We start from the raw sequence: 14,225 nt of genomic DNA on the forward strand, positions 1-14,225 counted from the left end.
TTTGCCCGTTGAGGGCCTCACGGTTCTGCTCGTCGAACAAAACGCACGTCTTGCACGGCAGGCGGCCAATCGCGGGATGTGATGGACGCGGGCACCGTCACCATGTCAGGTGACGCGAAGGTCATGCCGGATGACCCAGCGGTACGTGCCCCCTACTTGGGTGAATGAGCCGGGCGAGGCCCAGCCAGTGGAGACACCGTTTGCGCGCCTCTTTTGCCTTACTTCAACATGGGGTGTCAGGGCGGAGCGCCCGTCTATCGAACAGACGGCCACCGCCTTCGTTAGGCCGGAGTAATGTCTCTCTTCACGCGCTGGATGTGCTGCTCAACGTAAAACGCTGCGGCGTCTGCGTCGCCCGTCACAATCGCTTCGTATATGAGTCGATGCTCCGCAACATAGAGGCGGATACGTTGTGGGTCGAAGATGCCGTCGTCCTTGATTCGCTTCCAAAGCGACTGGTCCATCGTTTCAGCAATCTCGCCCGCCAGTTTCACGAGCAGCGCATCGCCAGTCATTTGCGCAAGCTGGCGATGGAAAAGGCGGTCACTGTTGTTCCAGAGCGCACGCTGCTCAGGGTCAGAGACGTCCGTAAGCGTTTCCATTTGCGAGAGGTAGTGCTCAGCCAACTTGTCGCGTTTTTTGTGAGCCGCCGCTCGCCGGGCTATCGCCGGTTCAAGAATCAGGCGGACATCAAGCGTGGCGGACGGACTGTAGTCGGGCTGAATTGCTCCATCGAGGCTTTCCTCGGTCGTCCCGACGCCTTTGGAGAGTAGATCAGGCGCATTGGTCGCGACGTAGGTGCCGGAATTTCTCCGGGTCACGACGAGGCCTTCGTTTTGCAGGGCGCCGATGGCCTCGCGTACCGCGGGACGGCCTACGCCGAAAAGCGACGCCAGTTCTCGCTCCGAGGGCAGGCGTGCATCGGGCATAAACCGTCCAGAGCGAATTTCCGCGCGGATTTTCTCCGAGACTTGCTCGTAAATCTGAAGCGGGCGGAAGTTGCGAGGCAACTCGAGTAAGGCGGATGCCATGTTGAAAGCCGAGTGATATTGGGTGGTTTCAAATATACCACTTTCATCACAATTTGCGACCACAGCGATGCCGCAACCCTATCAAGGGTCTTCCCTCCAGAGCATGTGGGTCAATAAGATGACCAAAAATTATGTTCGATTTTGTTTGTGGCTTGTATTGGAACCAAAATTGGTTTAAATTCGGTCCATCGGGATCTCGGCAAGAGCCCTCCGTGTCCACCGCGAATTTTCAACCTTTCCGTGGGAACAGCATGAACACCTCCAAGGCAACCTTCGATGCACAGGCGACCGCTTCGCTTCTCGATTACACAACGCTCGTAAACGTCCTACGCGAGACGATTGTCGAGTACGGCGCCGGACGCATCGTGAGTCCGGAGCGCCTCGCCATTCCATTGCAGCAAGGCGGCCTGATGCTCTCCATGCCGTCGAGCGCCGAAGACATCGCTATCCATAAGCTCGTGAACGTCTGCCCTGGCAACATCGCGCGCAATCTGCAGACTATCAATGGTCAGGTTATCGCGTGCGACGCTGTCACCGGCGAGATGAAGTTCGTTCTGGACGGTCCGACCGTGACTGGCCGGCGGACCGCCGCCGTCTCGGCACTGGGCGCCATGACGCTGACGAATAGTTCGCCTAAGGAAATCCTGGTCATCGGCACTGGCAAGCAGGCGTCCAACCACGTCGAAGCGTTCGCCGCGCTCTTTCCCGGCGCTCGCATGCTGGCAAAGGGCATCTCCGTCGACGACACGCGCAGCTTTGTTGAGCGCCAGAAGGCCGTCGCTCCCAAGCTCGAAGCGCTGCAAGGCGAGATTCCCGATTCGGTTGACGTCGTCGTCACCGTGACGACGAGCAAAAAGCCCGTCTACGACGAAACTGTGCACGCTAGTCGCCTGGTCGTCGGCGTTGGTGCATTCACCCCAGACGCTGCTGAGATCAGCAGGCAGGTTGTCGATAATAGCTTCGTGGTTGTCGACGACCCGGTGGGTGCAAAGCACGAGGCAGGCGACCTTATTCAGGCCAACTTCGACTGGACCCGGGCAGCTTCTTTGGCTCAAGCGATTCAAGGCCAACTGAGCCCCAATGCGCCGATTTTCTTCAAGAGCGTCGGATGCGCGGCGTGGGACCTCGCGGCTTGCCGCGTTGCCCGCAAAGCACTCGGCTGATTCAAGAAACCCGCCAGATGCATCGCCGTTCGAGCCATAGTACCTGACACCCGTTGTCCCGCTGCACTGGCAGCACGATGTTCGAGTCAGACGCGCTTTTCGTTTTGCGCAGCCGCGATTCAGTCAGTACTCGCTTCCCGACTGGCCCGCAGTCCGGGCGAAGATGCGCAGCGCTATTACGCGTCGTTTGAGAAATCAATTCACGGCATCGGCAAGGCGTCCGCCGGTCGCGGCATCTATAAAGGCCCAGGTATTTCTATCAAGCTGTCGGCACGCGTGCTGAGCGATACGATGGTCGGCGATATGCAGGCAGTAATCCAAGAAGTCGAAGGCAACGCGTATGTTTGCGGCTTCGCGAATCGGATCGTGGACGAGCGAGACCCTTTGGCTTACGGGTTCCTCGTCCGTTAAGCAGTTCCTCCTGGCGGTACCAGTTAGCGCGGAACGCTGTGACCCAGCGTCCGCGCTTTTTTTCATGAATCGGAAACGCAGAGGCCCGAAAAACTCTTTGGCGCTCATCTGCGGCAGGCCTCGATTCAAATTGAGGAGCGCCAAAAAAAGACTATGCAGCGGATGGAATGTTTGCTCGGACACCGTGTTTGCACCTTCGTACACCAGAATCCAGCGCCCGCTTGCTGTTGGAAGCGTCGACCGGATGATTGGCTGGGTATGGTTCGTCTATCGACTCGCCGCAACGGCTGAGCGAAATCCGCGAATCTCATCCTTCACATATCTCGGAGAAGTCTCATGAAGTTGAATTCGCTTGTCCTCACCGGTTTTGTCTGCGCCACGCTGCTGAGCGCAACAACGTCATTCGCGCAGGACAGCGCCGCCGCCCCGTCCGCTCCGATCAAGAACGTCGTGCTGGTTCACGGGCTGTTTGCGGACGGTTCGAGCTGGCAAAAAGTGATTCCGCTGCTGCAGGCGAAGGGCTTGCACGTGACGTCGGTGCAGAATCCAACGACCTCGCTGGACGCGGACGTGGACTCGGTCAAGCGCGCGCTTGCGCAACAGGATGGCCCGACGCTGCTGGTCGCGCACTCGTATGGCGGGATGGTGATCAGCCAGGCTGGCGATGATCCGAAGGTGGCCGGTCTCGTGTACATCGCCGCGCGTGCGCCGGATGCCGGCGAGGACTATCCGGCGCTGACGAAGAAATTCCCGGCCGCGCCCGCATCGGCGGGCCTTCAGTGGTCGGCCGACGGCTATGGCAAGCTATCCGAGCACGCGTTTGCGAAAGACTTCGCCGGCGATCTGCCGACGGCTGAAGCGGAAACGTTATATGCGGTCCAGCAACCGATTGGCAAGTCGATCACGATGGCGAAGACGACAGTCGCCGCGTGGCACGACAAGCCGACCTGGTACGCGGTGTCGACTGAAGACCGGACCATCAATTCGGATCTCGAGCGCTTCATGGCGAACCGCATGCACGCGCATACAATCGAAATCAAGTCGAGCCACGTGTCGCTACTGTCGCATCCGACCGAGGTAGCGAACCTGATCCTCGAAGCGGCTGGCGTGTAGAAGTAACGCGGTACTCACATCGCATTGGCGCTTATTGTCCGCGTTCAGCTTCCTGCCCTTAGCCGCCGCTCGAAAGCATGCCCCCGGACCAGTGCCCGCTTTGTGGCCTCGTAGCTAAGCGGGTACAACTGGCCACAGACGGCCGATCGAAGCATAACTACGAGAGTCGGCTTGCACCCAGGTAACAGACGTTCTATCTGTCAGCCGGATACGCGGACGAATCCAGGGCGGCGCTGATACTCGAACTGCCGCGTGCTAGACCGCAGATTTAAGTTCGACTCGCGACCGTCGACGTCAGCATCGTTCCAGGTTCACAACTGGCCTATTTCGACTTGCTAACTCGTACGCGTCAACGCGACGATAAAGTCAAGAAATACCCTTGTCTTGGCCGGCGTGTGGTGCCGCGATGGATGGTACGCATAGAGCGGGAAGCGCTCATCCGTCCAGTCTGGGAACAGATTGACAAGCCGCCCCTCCCGGATCAGAGGTTCCGCTCCGAGCAGAAGCATCTGCGCGACGCCGGAGCCGGCCAGACACGCGTTCAGGAGTGCGCTCGGATCATTCACCGTAAGCCTTCCATTCGTCTCGACAACGAGCTTTTTGCGCTTGCGATGAAACTCCCACGGATACGGCTTTCCGGTTTCCGGGTTCCGGAATTCGAGACACCTGTGCACCCCGCGACTCAGCTCTTGAGGCTCCGCTGGCCGCCCCCGGCGAGCGAGGTACGAGGGCGCTGCGACTGTGACAACGGCGGTGTCCAGCAGCTTTCGCGCAATCAGACTGGATGAGCGGGGTTCGCCAAATCGCAAGGCCAGATCGAAGCCGTCCATGATGAGGTCGCCGAGTTGATCTCTCGCAATGAACTCGAGTTCAAGTTCAGGATGCGCATCCATGAATTCATCGAGCTTCAGGCCCAGAACGATTCGCAAAAAAGCCGGATCAAGATTGATTCGCAGCTTCCCGCGCACTGTCGCGGCGCCTCCTGCCGCGGCTGCGGCCGCTTCTTCCATTCCCCTCAAGTGCGGCATGACCTGTTCGTAGAACCGTCGGCCCTCTTCAGTGAGGGAAACGGCGCGGGTCGTCCGATTGAAGAGCCGTATTTTCAGCCGCTTTTCGAGTCGGGCTATTGCCCGGCTAACGCCGGGTGGCGACATACCCATCACTTCGGACGCGGCTACGAACGTCCCCGCATCGACGACGGCAGCAAATACGCTGATACCGCTGGAGAGATTCAAGCTGGACGATCTCATAGGCGCTCCCCGCACAGTGCGTCGAAAATCGCACTATGACCCATTAGTAACTATCCGTCATCTCACAAGTGCCATTCGTGTCATTTAGTTTCTCGTCGCGTATACCCACAATGCATCCCAACAGGACGTTTCAACCCCACGACCCAACGGAGCATTGCCATGAATACCCGTCATCTCGCACTTGCCATCGCAGCCGCCATCGCCTTCCCAGCCGCTGGATACGCTCAGGAATCCAGCTCGGCCGTCACTCGTGCGCAACTGCGCGCAGAGCTCGTACAACTGGAAAGCGTGGGCTACCGGCCCGGCCGCGCCAATGATCCCTATTACCCCGCCGACATTCAGGCTGCCGAAGCGGCTGTGGCCTCGCAGAAGGATGCCGGGTCGAACGTCGACAGCGGCGTGGGCGGTACGCGCATCGGTTCGTCCGCTTCGGGCATTCGCGTCACCGCTGGAGCGGCCCCCGCGAATGCACCGTTCGGCTCGTTTTACGCACATCACTGATCGGAACACATCTATCTATGCAGGGAGAAACTGCAATGTATGCAATCACAGGGATAACAGGAAAGGTCGGCGGTGCGGTGGCGCGCACGTTGCTCGCAGCGGGCCAGCCGGTACGCGCGGTGGTGCGCGATGCCGCCCGGGCACGTTCGTGGGCCGAGCGCGGGTGTGACGTGGTGACAGCCGAGATGGACGACGCGGCGTCCCTTACGGCCGCTTTCGAGGGCGCGCAAGGCGTCTTCATTCTGCCGCCGTCCGAGTTCGACCCGTCGCCGGGCTTTCCCGAGGCACGTGTTGTCATCGACGCCGTGCGCGCCGCGCTTCAGTCGGCGGCACCAGGCAAGGTGCTCTGCCTGTCGACGATCGGCGCGCAGGCCACCGAGACCAATCTGCTCACGCAACGTACGCTGATGGAGCAGGCGCTTCGCGACTTGCCGATGCCCGTGACATTCCTGCGTCCCGGCTGGTTCATGGAAAACGCCGCATGGGACGTTGCGCCAGCCCGGGACACAGGGATGATCCCCAGCTTTCTGCAGCCCCTCGACAAGGCTGTGCCGATGGTCGCGACCGCGGACGTCGGTCGCGTTGCCGCACAACTGCTTCAACAAACGTGGCGCGGCGTGCGTGTCGTCGAGCTTGAGGGGCCGCAACGTGTAAGCCCGAATGATCTGGCCGAGGCATTTTCCCAGTTGCTCGGTCGTCCGGTTCGTGCGGAGGCGGTGCCGCGCGAAACATGGGACGCGCTGTTCCGGTCCCAAGGTATGAAGGAACCGTTGCCGCGCATCCGCATGCTCGACGGGTTCAACGAAGGCTTCATCGCCTTCGAAGGTGAGGAGGCCGACGTCGTCAAGGGGGAAGTGGAACTGGAAACCGTTCTGCGAGGCCTCGTCTCGCAGGCAGGCTAATGCGGGCGCACCCGGCGGCGCGGACAGGCTGCCGCGTCGCCGGGTGCTTTCCGCTCATCGATCATCAAGGGATTCATATCAAGGGATTCGCTATGGAATACAGCACACTCGGCAGCTCAGGGCTGCGCATCTCCCGTCTTTGTCTTGGCGCCATGACCTTTGGTGCAGGTACCGGAATCTGGGGCGAAATTGCCGGCCTCGACCGCGCCCAGGCCACACGGCTTGTCGCGATGGCTCTCGAGCGTGGTATCAACCTGATCGATACGGCTGACGCCTATTCGCAAGGGCAGTCTGAAACGGTCGTCGGTCAGGCGTTGGCTGACCTTGGACTCGACGAATCGCGCATGCTGGTCGCGACCAAAGTCCGGCTGCGCACAGGAGCAGGCCACAACGACGTCGGGCTCGGCCGCTCGCACATCATTCGGTCGGTCGAAACGAGTCTTCGGCGTATCGGCCGGGATCATATTGATCTATTTCAGTTGCACGACCGCGATGCGCTTGTTCCGCTCGAAGAAACGCTTCGCGCGCTCGACGACCTTGTGAGTCAGGGCAAGATACGGCACCTCGGGGTCTGCAACTTCAGCGCGGGCGACCTGGAGCGTGCACAGCGAATTACCACCCGCACGCACTGGGCCCGCGCCGTCAGCAATCAGGTTCACTATGCGCTGACGAGCCGCGACGTCGAACATGAGATCGCGCCCGTGGCAAAGGCGAATGATGTTGCGCTTCTGGTGTGGAGTCCGCTCGCGGGCGGGTACCTGAGCGGTAAGTACACCCAGGGAAGCAGCGGCGAAACCGGACGTCGCACCAGGCTGAATTTTCCGCCGATCGATCCCGCGAAGGCGGATCCTATTGTGCGCGTATTGCGCGACATCGCTACGGAATTGAACGCGTCGCCCGCACAGGTGGCATTGGCCTGGATTCTGGCGCGCCGCGAAGTCTGTTCCGTCATTGTAGGCGCGCGCACGCCCGACCAACTGACCGCTAACCTCGACGCTCAGCAAATCGCGCTGAACGCAGCACAGACCGAGCGTCTGAATCAGGTTTCGCAGCCGCCCCTGCCATATCCGTACTGGATGCAGCAGTTCCACGACAAGGATCGAGTCGTGGTCTGATAGTCGTCACTCGAACTCGCGTCGCCGTCGTCTGAATCGGCCAACATTCCAGTCTTGCTGACTACGGGCAGCGACTTCTGACAGATTACGTTGCTCGCTTTTTCTTTCGTCGGCTGACGCAGCATCGGCTTGCCGTGGGTGAGTGCGGATCCTAAGATGCTCAGAATCCAGTTGGAGGTAGGTCCGAGTTATGAAGCTCACGCTCGACCACTATGTCATCATCGACTTGGCAAGTGGCTCTATCAATATCGCCCGCCTTCGAGAGATCCTTGCAAAGCAGAGCATGACGCTCCAAATCGACGCCCTGCGGGCGCCGGTGCTGGACCACTCCGTGCACACGGCCAGTCAGACGACGCGAGTCCCCCGGGGCCTTGCAGGTCTTACCCGACGGCTTTGAGCTGGCCATGCTTGCATGGCGACGTCTGCGATCGCCTTCAGCTTCTGCGGGCTGCCTCCGTCCCGTGCCTGGACGGCCATGCCACGGGTCACGGCGCTGTAGAAGGCAGCAAGTGCGGGCACGTCGGTGTCAGGCGGTAAGTCACCGTCTTCAACGCCCTTGCGCAACCGCTGCGCCATCATGTCTTCAGCCTTTGCGCGGTGCCTGGCCATCGTCTCGCGAATAGAGGCGAGTTCGGATGGCAGGTGGGTGCCGGCCAGAGAGATCATGCAGCCCGGCGGGTGGCTCTTTCGCGTGAATTCCACGACGGTGGCGTCGAGAAGTTTCGTGAACGCTTCTCGCGTGTCGGCCGTGCCGGACAGTCCGCCAGCAAACCAGACTTCGGACAGGCTCAGGTATGCGTCAGTCGCTTCCTTGTAGAGCTTCTCCTTGCTGCCGAACGAGTTATAGAAGCTCGACGGGCTGATTCCCATGGCCTGGATCAGCTGGTCAAAGGTGGTTCCTTCGTATCCCTGCTCCCAGAAGAGATCCATGGCCCGGTTCAGAGCTTCTGTGCGATCAAAGGTTGAGGGCCTGCCGCGGCTACGCCGGGGTTGCGTATCTTGTTTTGTAGTCATAGCTCCAAAAATCCTTGACATGCTGTAGAGGCAAACCTATTCTGCCATAAAGGAGCGATCGCTCCAATAATCAAATCATTGCAGAAGGAGTCTGTAATGCAGCGAATTGTTCACAACAACCACGGCGAGCCTGCCGAGGTGCTCAGGCTGGAAGCGTTTTCCGATGCCCCTCCTTTGGCGAGCGGAACGGTTCTCGTGCGGGTGTCCGCCGCACCGGTTCATCCGGGCGACTTGCTGGGCGTCTCGGCTTCCCCGGCCTTTGGGGCGGCTCCCCGTTTCCCGAGGGGAGGTCAAGTGCCCGGCGTCGAAGGTGTTGGGGTGGTGGAAGCGCTGGCCGCTGACGTCGCCCCTTCACACGCGATTCAGGTTGGCACACGGGTGGCCTTCTTTCCCGTCAATGGTGCCTGGAGCTCCAGGATCGCCGCGCCTGTCCAGTCGCTGATACCGGTGCCCGATGAAGTGAGCGATGAGGTCGCAGCGCAGATGTTGGTCAACACGTTGACTGCACGCCTTGCAACGCGGGCTGGTCACAACGCCTTGCCTGAAGACAGGCGCGAAGATGTCACGGTTATTCAGACGGCTGCCAATTCCGCCGTCGGAAAGCTGCTCACTCATCTGCTCGTCGAAGTGGGCGTCCATCCGATCCTGCTCGTCGGCTCCGCGGCGAGCGCGCAAGCGCTTAAAGCTGCTCGCCCCCGCCTTTCTGTCATCGTCACGGAGAACCAGGGCTGGAAGGACGAGCTTCGCGATGCGCTTGCGAACAAGCCTGTCTACGTGGCGTTCGATGGCGTCGGCGGCGCGCTATTGCCCGACATAGCGAGCTTCCTCGCTCGCGGTGGAACGATCGTTAGCTACGGCTCCCTGGGCGGCGCTACGACGGACATTCGTTCCATCGCCCCTCGAGCACTGACCATCAAGGGTGTGTCGTTGTTCAGTTGGCAATTCGAACCTGCGACGGTGCACGACGCAGACGTGGCGAAGGCGCTCGAGCTCGCACGCAACTTCCCGAGCCTTTTCCCCGTAGCGCAACGATATCAGGCGAGCGACTTCCTGGGAGCGCTCGAACATACGTACCGCAGGGGAAGGACCGGCATGGTGCTGCTTGCGTTCTAGCGCTACGCGTCCTGCGCAATGTGAGGCGCTCCTCGTCATGATGGCGGCCTGGTAGCGTTCACCCCGCTTTTTGCACGATTCGAAATGAGCGCCGAGTGCCGGCGTATTGCCTCTCGGCTTTTCAGCTGAGCATCTTATGAAAGGACGTAAGCCATGCGCGCTATCCAGAACATCGCTTTCGGCGACCCCGTCGACACTCTGAAACTCGTTGACCTTCCGGAGCCGGCCAACCCCCGCCCGAATGAAGTCCTGATCGCGATGGAGTATGCCCCCATCAACGGCAATGACCTGGCCGTCATCACCAATCGCTTCGTCTACTCGACTCCGCTGCCCTCGATCGTGGGCAACGAAGGCGTCGGGCGAGTTCTGCAGGTCGGTTCGAATGTCTCCAACGTGAAGGTCGGCGACCGCGTGTTGCCCCCGCTTTATGCGTTGACCTGGCGCGAGCACCTGGTGATCCCGGCCAAGGGGCTGATTGCGCTGCCTGCCAACGTCGATCCACGTCAACTGGCCATGCTGCGCATCAATCCTCCCACGGCCGTACTTCTGCTGGGGCGCTTCGTTGACCTCAAGGAAGGCGACTGGGTCGTGCAAAACGCGGCCAACTCCGGCATCGGCCGTACCGTGATCGCGTTGGCGAAGAAGCGTGGCCTGCGGACCATCAACTTCGTACGTCGTCCGGAGCTGGTCAAGGAACTGGAAGAAGCGGGTGGGGACGTCGTTCTCGTCGATGAGCCGGGCGCCATCGACAAAGCCAAGGCCGCGGTCGGTCCGGGCAACGTTCGTCTGGCCATCGACGGCCTGAGCGGTTCGGCTGCGGTGCGCCTGATCGACGTGCTGTCGCAAAACGGTACGCTGGTGAGCTATGCGTTCACAAGCGGCGAGCTGGTCATGCCGCTCAAGGTCGTGGACCTGCATCTGCGCGGCATCGTCGTGCGCGGCATATACATCGACCTTCCCGAATACCTGCCGTACATCATGGACGCAATCAAGGAGTCTGCCGAACTGATGGCTCGCGGCGAGCTCGACCTGCCTGTGGCTGCCGTCTATCCGCTTGCGGACTACCAGAAGGCCGTCGCTCATGCAATCAAAGGTGGCAAGGTGCTGCTCGACTTGCGCTCATCGAACTGACCTGGCTGGTCTCCCAAGTGCCGTGCTCCTGGGCGAGCATGGCTTCGTTGACTTACGTTGCCTTTGAGGTGTCGAAATGAAGATTGGTTTTATTGGAGCCGGTGTTGTAGCGCAGTCCATCGCCAGGAGCGCCATTCAAGCAGGACATGAGGTTGTCTTGAGCGCTCGTCGTGGGCCGCAGGCTTTGAGTGGTATCGTGGCCGGACTCGGTCCGAACGCGTCGGCAGATACGGTTCAGGAGGTGGCCCGGCTCGAGCTGGTCATGCTCGCCGTTCCATGGCTTCAAGTGTCATCGGCCCTGGAAGGCTTAACCAATTGGGCAGGCCGCATTCTGGTGGATACCACCAACCCTTTTACGCAATATGAGCCTCAATTGATTCTGGCCAACCTGGGGGACAAGGGCGCCAGCGAGATCGTCGCGGCACACGCGCCAGGGGCTCGTGTGGTCAAGGCGTTCAATGCCATCCGCATGGAGCACTACGACAAGGGCCCCAAGTTTCATGACGGAAAGCGCGTCATCTTCGTCTCCGGTGACGACAAGGACGCGAAGGCGGTGGTGATCGGACTAGTCAACGATTTTGGCTACGCACCTGTGGATCTTGGCGGTCTGGTTTCGGGCGGTCGCATGCAGCAAGCGGGTGGTCCGATTGCTGGCCACGACTGGGTCGTCGCATAGGACTGCAAGGTATGCAAACCAATGGCGCGTTATTGCCGGGGAGCAGGGCGGCTGGATGTCCGGTTGAATCCACCGTCCGTCTATCGCGCCAGAAAATCGTTTTGTATCTGTTGAGCATCTTATTGGCGGATGCGGCGGTGTTGTTCAAACGCGGTCTGGCATGAAACGCAGCGGGCCGTGAAGGGTGCGGCGGCAAGCCGTTCATAACCGATCGGGTCCCCGCACTCGACGCATGCGCTGTAGAGGCCGGCGGCGATGCGTGCCAGCGCTGCCTCGATCTGCTGCAGTTCGTCGAAGTCGTGCCGCGCGAGCGCAGCGCGCAACTCGTCGCCCGCCTTGCGCGATGCGGTCTCGTCGGGATGCGACTCGGGGCCCAGCGCTTCGGGCGGTCGGGCTCCGGCGAGATCTCCGTATTCGCCGTGTAGCGCTGCCAGCAACTCGCGACGGCGCTCGCAGAGCGTTTGCTGTAACAGCGCGAGTTCGGAAGAGGTGAGGGTGATCATGGACAGGTTCGATGTGTTCTGTAACGCCCGCACAATGGTGAAATCGCGAAGGCCTATCGTCAGATGGCATACGCCCAATTAAGTGTTTAACTCACCCGTCATTTGAGCCAGATCATGTTTGACGGGCATACCTTAAGTATAGGGTTTGCAAATGATCGGATGGTTCGGGAACGTTGCTCCTCCTGAAGGTCGCATTTAGCGCATCGGCCATACCTAAAGCGGGTGCGACAAGTCGAACTGTTCTCATGCACGATCGACACTTAATCCGCGCCGCGAACGTTGCATATCGCTTCGCCGCCGAGCCGTCACGAGGATGTCGGACTGCGCAGAGCGTCAAGACCTTGCGCGAACGGTTGAGCGACCGCACGCTCGATCTGCTGTTCATCAACGCCGGTATTGTCCGGTCCATCGAGAAGACGCCGCTGACGGCTACAGAGCAGGACTTCTTTGACATGATGCTCGTCAACGCATTCAGCCCGGTGCGATTGATCGAGACGCTCGAGGATGTCGTTGCTGTTGACGGAACGATCGCGGTCATGTCATCGGAGCTCGGGAGTATCGCGAACAACAACGGCTTCTGGGATCTTTACAGCTCCAGCATGTCTGCACTCAATATGCTCATGAAGTGCTACCTCGGCCACCGGCCGAACAACCGGCGAGCACTGCTGCTCGTGGCGCCCGGTTGGGTGCGAACCGAGATGGGAGGGGCCGACGCCATGTTCTCGGTTGATGAAAGCATTCCGCTCGTTGTCGATGTGGTTACCCGGAACCAGGGGAAGACGGGGCTGCGCTTTATCGACCGGTTCGACCAGGTGCTGCCCTGGTAATCACGAGGCTGGTGCAATCCAGGGCCGGAGTGGGTACTGGTGTGTCGCAGCAGCACCGACGTTTCTTCGTGGGTTGCCCGCAAGCGATGAAACGAAGTCCAGAAAGGCGCTGGTCTTGGCCGGCATGTGGTTGCGCGAAGGGTACAGGGCATAGAGAGGAAACCTTTCGTCGGTCCATGAGGTTGACCCTGAACGGCCTGTCGTGGGATTGCGGTTCAAACGTCGCGCTCTTGCGTGCATCGGTCACTCGTGGGACTGCCCTTGCGGGCGGTCCTGCCCTCACGCGGGCGCTGACTTGATTGTTCCGAACGATGTCTTCCGCACGTACAGCCATTTTCAGGCGACCTTTAATAGCGAAGAAGCAGGCCGACCGCGTCCTGATCGAGTCGGCTGACGGCTTGCTATCACTTGTCGACACAAGTGCCCTGCGTGCCTGACGCGATATCAATGAACGAGGGCGCGTTCGTTTTCGGACTTGCGTCGCTCGAGCGCGCGACAGCCGTCTTTTTCGATAACAATCGCGGGTCGAGAGCAACATGCGTGCATTGGCGAGACGAAGGTTCATTTCACTGTCACTGGCCGCATGCGCAGCCGGCATAGTCCCGTCTCGGGCGCGCGAGCACGACGAACCGGGCGGCATCGCCTATGGCAAGGCGCCGCGCCAGCGGCTAGATGTATATGCGCCAAAGTCCCGCACCCGCACGAACCACCCCGTCGTCGTGTATTTCTACGGCGGAGCCTGGCAAAGTGGTCATCGCTCGGCGTCGCGCGGAGTTGCGCAAGCGCTCGCCGCGCGAGGCATCGTAACGATCGCGCCGGACTACCGCATCTATCCGGAGACTGTCTTCCCTGGCTTTCTCGACGACCCTGCTGCCGCCGTGCGCTGGACGCGCGATCATGTGCGCGAATTCGGCGGCGACCGCGGACGCATTTTCGTGATGGGGCATTCCTCCGGCGCGCATATGGCGGCGATGCTCGCGACCGATCCGCGCTATCTGGCCGCGCAGGGCATGTCGAATACCTCGCTCTCCGGGATGATCGGACTCGCGGGTCCGTACGCCGCAATTCCGACGAGCGACCCTCACATGAATGAGATCTTTCCGATTGCACTGCGCCAGCGGGCGCTGCCCATCGCATTCGTCACGGGACACGAGCCACCGATGTTGCTCGCCGCCGGCACGGCGGATACCGATGTCGATCCGCATAACAGTGATCGTTTCGCAGACGCGCTGCGCGCGCATCGCGGCGCCGTCGAACTGAAAAAATATCCGGGTTACGGCCACGATACGATCGTCGAGTCGTTTTCGGCGGGGCAGAATACGGTCTCACCGGTTCTGGCCGACGTCACCGCCTTCATCGACGCGCATTAAAGAGGCGATTCGATAATCGGCGCAGAAAGGTTGCGGCTTTCGCCCTGTCGAAATGGCCGGTGTCGAAAGCGAAGGCGTCATAGGAGTGTCTCGCTAGCCGATCGG

14 protein-coding genes and 3 pseudogenes are annotated in these 14,225 nt (G+C 60.6%); 12 read left to right on the plus strand and 5 right to left on the minus strand.

Going from position 1 to position 14,225, the window contains the following annotated elements:
- Nucleotides 1-10: 10 nt before the first annotated feature.
- Nucleotides 11-168: pseudogene (locus tag FVF58_RS46095) on the plus strand (ABC transporter ATP-binding protein); the annotation flags it as partial.
- 113 nt (nt 169-281) lie between these two features.
- Here the strand turns inward: FVF58_RS46095 and FVF58_RS46100 are convergent.
- Nucleotides 282-1,031, minus strand: a complete 750-nt coding sequence (locus FVF58_RS46100) for a FadR/GntR family transcriptional regulator (protein ID WP_149676222.1) — start codon at nt 1,029-1,031, stop codon at nt 282-284.
- A gap of 251 nt (nt 1,032-1,282) precedes the next feature.
- On the opposite strand from FVF58_RS46100, the gene lhpI reads away from it, so the two are divergent.
- From lhpI to FVF58_RS46115, 3 genes and pseudogenes are all read left to right on the plus strand, one after another.
- Complete coding sequence (gene lhpI / locus FVF58_RS46105; protein ID WP_149676223.1) at nt 1,283-2,194, plus strand: bifunctional Delta(1)-pyrroline-2-carboxylate/Delta(1)-piperideine-2-carboxylate reductase; 912 nt, start codon at nt 1,283-1,285, stop codon at nt 2,192-2,194.
- Nucleotides 2,195-2,464: 270 nt separating this feature from the next.
- Nucleotides 2,465-2,605, plus strand: a pseudogene (locus FVF58_RS46110) (proline racemase family protein); the annotation flags it as partial.
- A gap of 336 nt (nt 2,606-2,941) precedes the next feature.
- Nucleotides 2,942-3,718: an alpha/beta hydrolase gene (locus FVF58_RS46115; RefSeq protein WP_149676224.1), complete on the plus strand. Its 777-nt coding sequence runs from the start codon at nt 2,942-2,944 to the stop codon at nt 3,716-3,718.
- A 335-nt stretch (nt 3,719-4,053) separates the two neighbouring features.
- Here the strand turns inward: FVF58_RS46115 and FVF58_RS46120 are convergent, their stop codons facing one another.
- Complete coding sequence (locus FVF58_RS46120; RefSeq protein WP_149676225.1) at nt 4,054-4,968, minus strand: LysR family transcriptional regulator; 915 nt, start codon at nt 4,966-4,968, stop codon at nt 4,054-4,056.
- 159 nt (nt 4,969-5,127) lie between these two features.
- Between FVF58_RS46120 and FVF58_RS46125 the strand changes: the two genes are divergently transcribed.
- The 3 genes from FVF58_RS46125 to FVF58_RS46135 all read left to right on the plus strand — a co-directional run bounded on the left by FVF58_RS46125 (nt 5,128) and on the right by FVF58_RS46135 (nt 7,486).
- Nucleotides 5,128-5,469 carry a DUF4148 domain-containing protein gene (locus tag FVF58_RS46125; RefSeq protein ID WP_149676226.1) on the plus strand — a complete coding sequence of 114 codons (342 nt, stop codon included), beginning with the start codon at nt 5,128-5,130 and terminating at the stop codon, nt 5,467-5,469.
- Between the two features lie 35 nt (nt 5,470-5,504).
- Nucleotides 5,505-6,371, plus strand: a complete 867-nt coding sequence (locus FVF58_RS46130) for an NmrA family NAD(P)-binding protein (RefSeq protein WP_149676227.1) — start codon at nt 5,505-5,507, stop codon at nt 6,369-6,371.
- Nucleotides 6,372-6,463: 92 nt separating this feature from the next.
- Complete coding sequence (locus tag FVF58_RS46135; protein WP_149676244.1) at nt 6,464-7,486, plus strand: aldo/keto reductase; 1,023 nt, start codon at nt 6,464-6,466, stop codon at nt 7,484-7,486.
- Between the two features lie 345 nt (nt 7,487-7,831).
- Here FVF58_RS46135 and FVF58_RS46140 read toward each other — a convergent pair whose 3' ends face one another.
- On the minus strand, nt 7,832-8,416 hold the full coding sequence (locus FVF58_RS46140; protein ID WP_149676228.1) for a TetR/AcrR family transcriptional regulator: 585 nt from the start codon (nt 8,414-8,416) through the stop codon (nt 7,832-7,834).
- 180 nt (nt 8,417-8,596) lie between these two features.
- On the opposite strand from FVF58_RS46140, the gene FVF58_RS46145 reads away from it, so the two are divergent.
- The 3 genes from FVF58_RS46145 to FVF58_RS46155 all read left to right on the plus strand — a co-directional run bounded on the left by FVF58_RS46145 (nt 8,597) and on the right by FVF58_RS46155 (nt 11,420).
- Nucleotides 8,597-9,613 carry a zinc-binding dehydrogenase gene (locus FVF58_RS46145; RefSeq protein WP_149676229.1) on the plus strand — a complete coding sequence of 339 codons (1,017 nt, stop codon included), beginning with the start codon at nt 8,597-8,599 and terminating at the stop codon, nt 9,611-9,613.
- Between the two features lie 153 nt (nt 9,614-9,766).
- Nucleotides 9,767-10,744, plus strand: a complete 978-nt coding sequence (locus tag FVF58_RS46150) for a zinc-dependent alcohol dehydrogenase family protein (RefSeq protein ID WP_149676230.1) — start codon at nt 9,767-9,769, stop codon at nt 10,742-10,744.
- 76 nt (nt 10,745-10,820) lie between these two features.
- Nucleotides 10,821-11,420 carry an NADPH-dependent F420 reductase gene (locus tag FVF58_RS46155; RefSeq protein ID WP_149676231.1) on the plus strand — a complete coding sequence of 200 codons (600 nt, stop codon included), beginning with the start codon at nt 10,821-10,823 and terminating at the stop codon, nt 11,418-11,420.
- A 119-nt stretch (nt 11,421-11,539) separates the two neighbouring features.
- Here FVF58_RS46155 and FVF58_RS46160 read toward each other — a convergent pair whose 3' ends face one another.
- Complete coding sequence (locus FVF58_RS46160) at nt 11,540-11,923, minus strand: TraR/DksA family transcriptional regulator (RefSeq protein WP_149676232.1); 384 nt, start codon at nt 11,921-11,923, stop codon at nt 11,540-11,542.
- Nucleotides 11,924-12,168: 245 nt separating this feature from the next.
- Here FVF58_RS46160 and FVF58_RS46165 point away from each other — a divergent pair, with 245 nt between their 5' ends.
- Nucleotides 12,169-12,750 carry an SDR family NAD(P)-dependent oxidoreductase gene (locus FVF58_RS46165; RefSeq protein ID WP_149676233.1) on the plus strand — a complete coding sequence of 194 codons (582 nt, stop codon included), beginning with the start codon at nt 12,169-12,171 and terminating at the stop codon, nt 12,748-12,750.
- On the opposite strand, the pseudogene FVF58_RS53775 reads toward FVF58_RS46165, so the two are convergent.
- Nucleotides 12,751-12,927 (minus strand): annotated as a pseudogene (locus tag FVF58_RS53775) (LysR family transcriptional regulator); the annotation flags it as partial.
- Nucleotides 12,928-13,286: 359 nt separating this feature from the next.
- Here FVF58_RS53775 and FVF58_RS46175 point away from each other — a divergent pair.
- The gene (locus tag FVF58_RS46175) at nt 13,287-14,120 is read left to right on the plus strand and encodes an alpha/beta hydrolase (RefSeq protein WP_149676234.1); all 834 of its coding nucleotides are present in this window, start codon (nt 13,287-13,289) and stop codon (nt 14,118-14,120) included.
- The last annotated feature ends 105 nt before the right edge of the window (nt 14,121-14,225 follow it).

The sequence above is a fragment of the Paraburkholderia panacisoli genome (assembly GCF_008369935.1).
Classification (GTDB): domain Bacteria; phylum Pseudomonadota; class Gammaproteobacteria; order Burkholderiales; family Burkholderiaceae; genus Paraburkholderia; species Paraburkholderia panacisoli.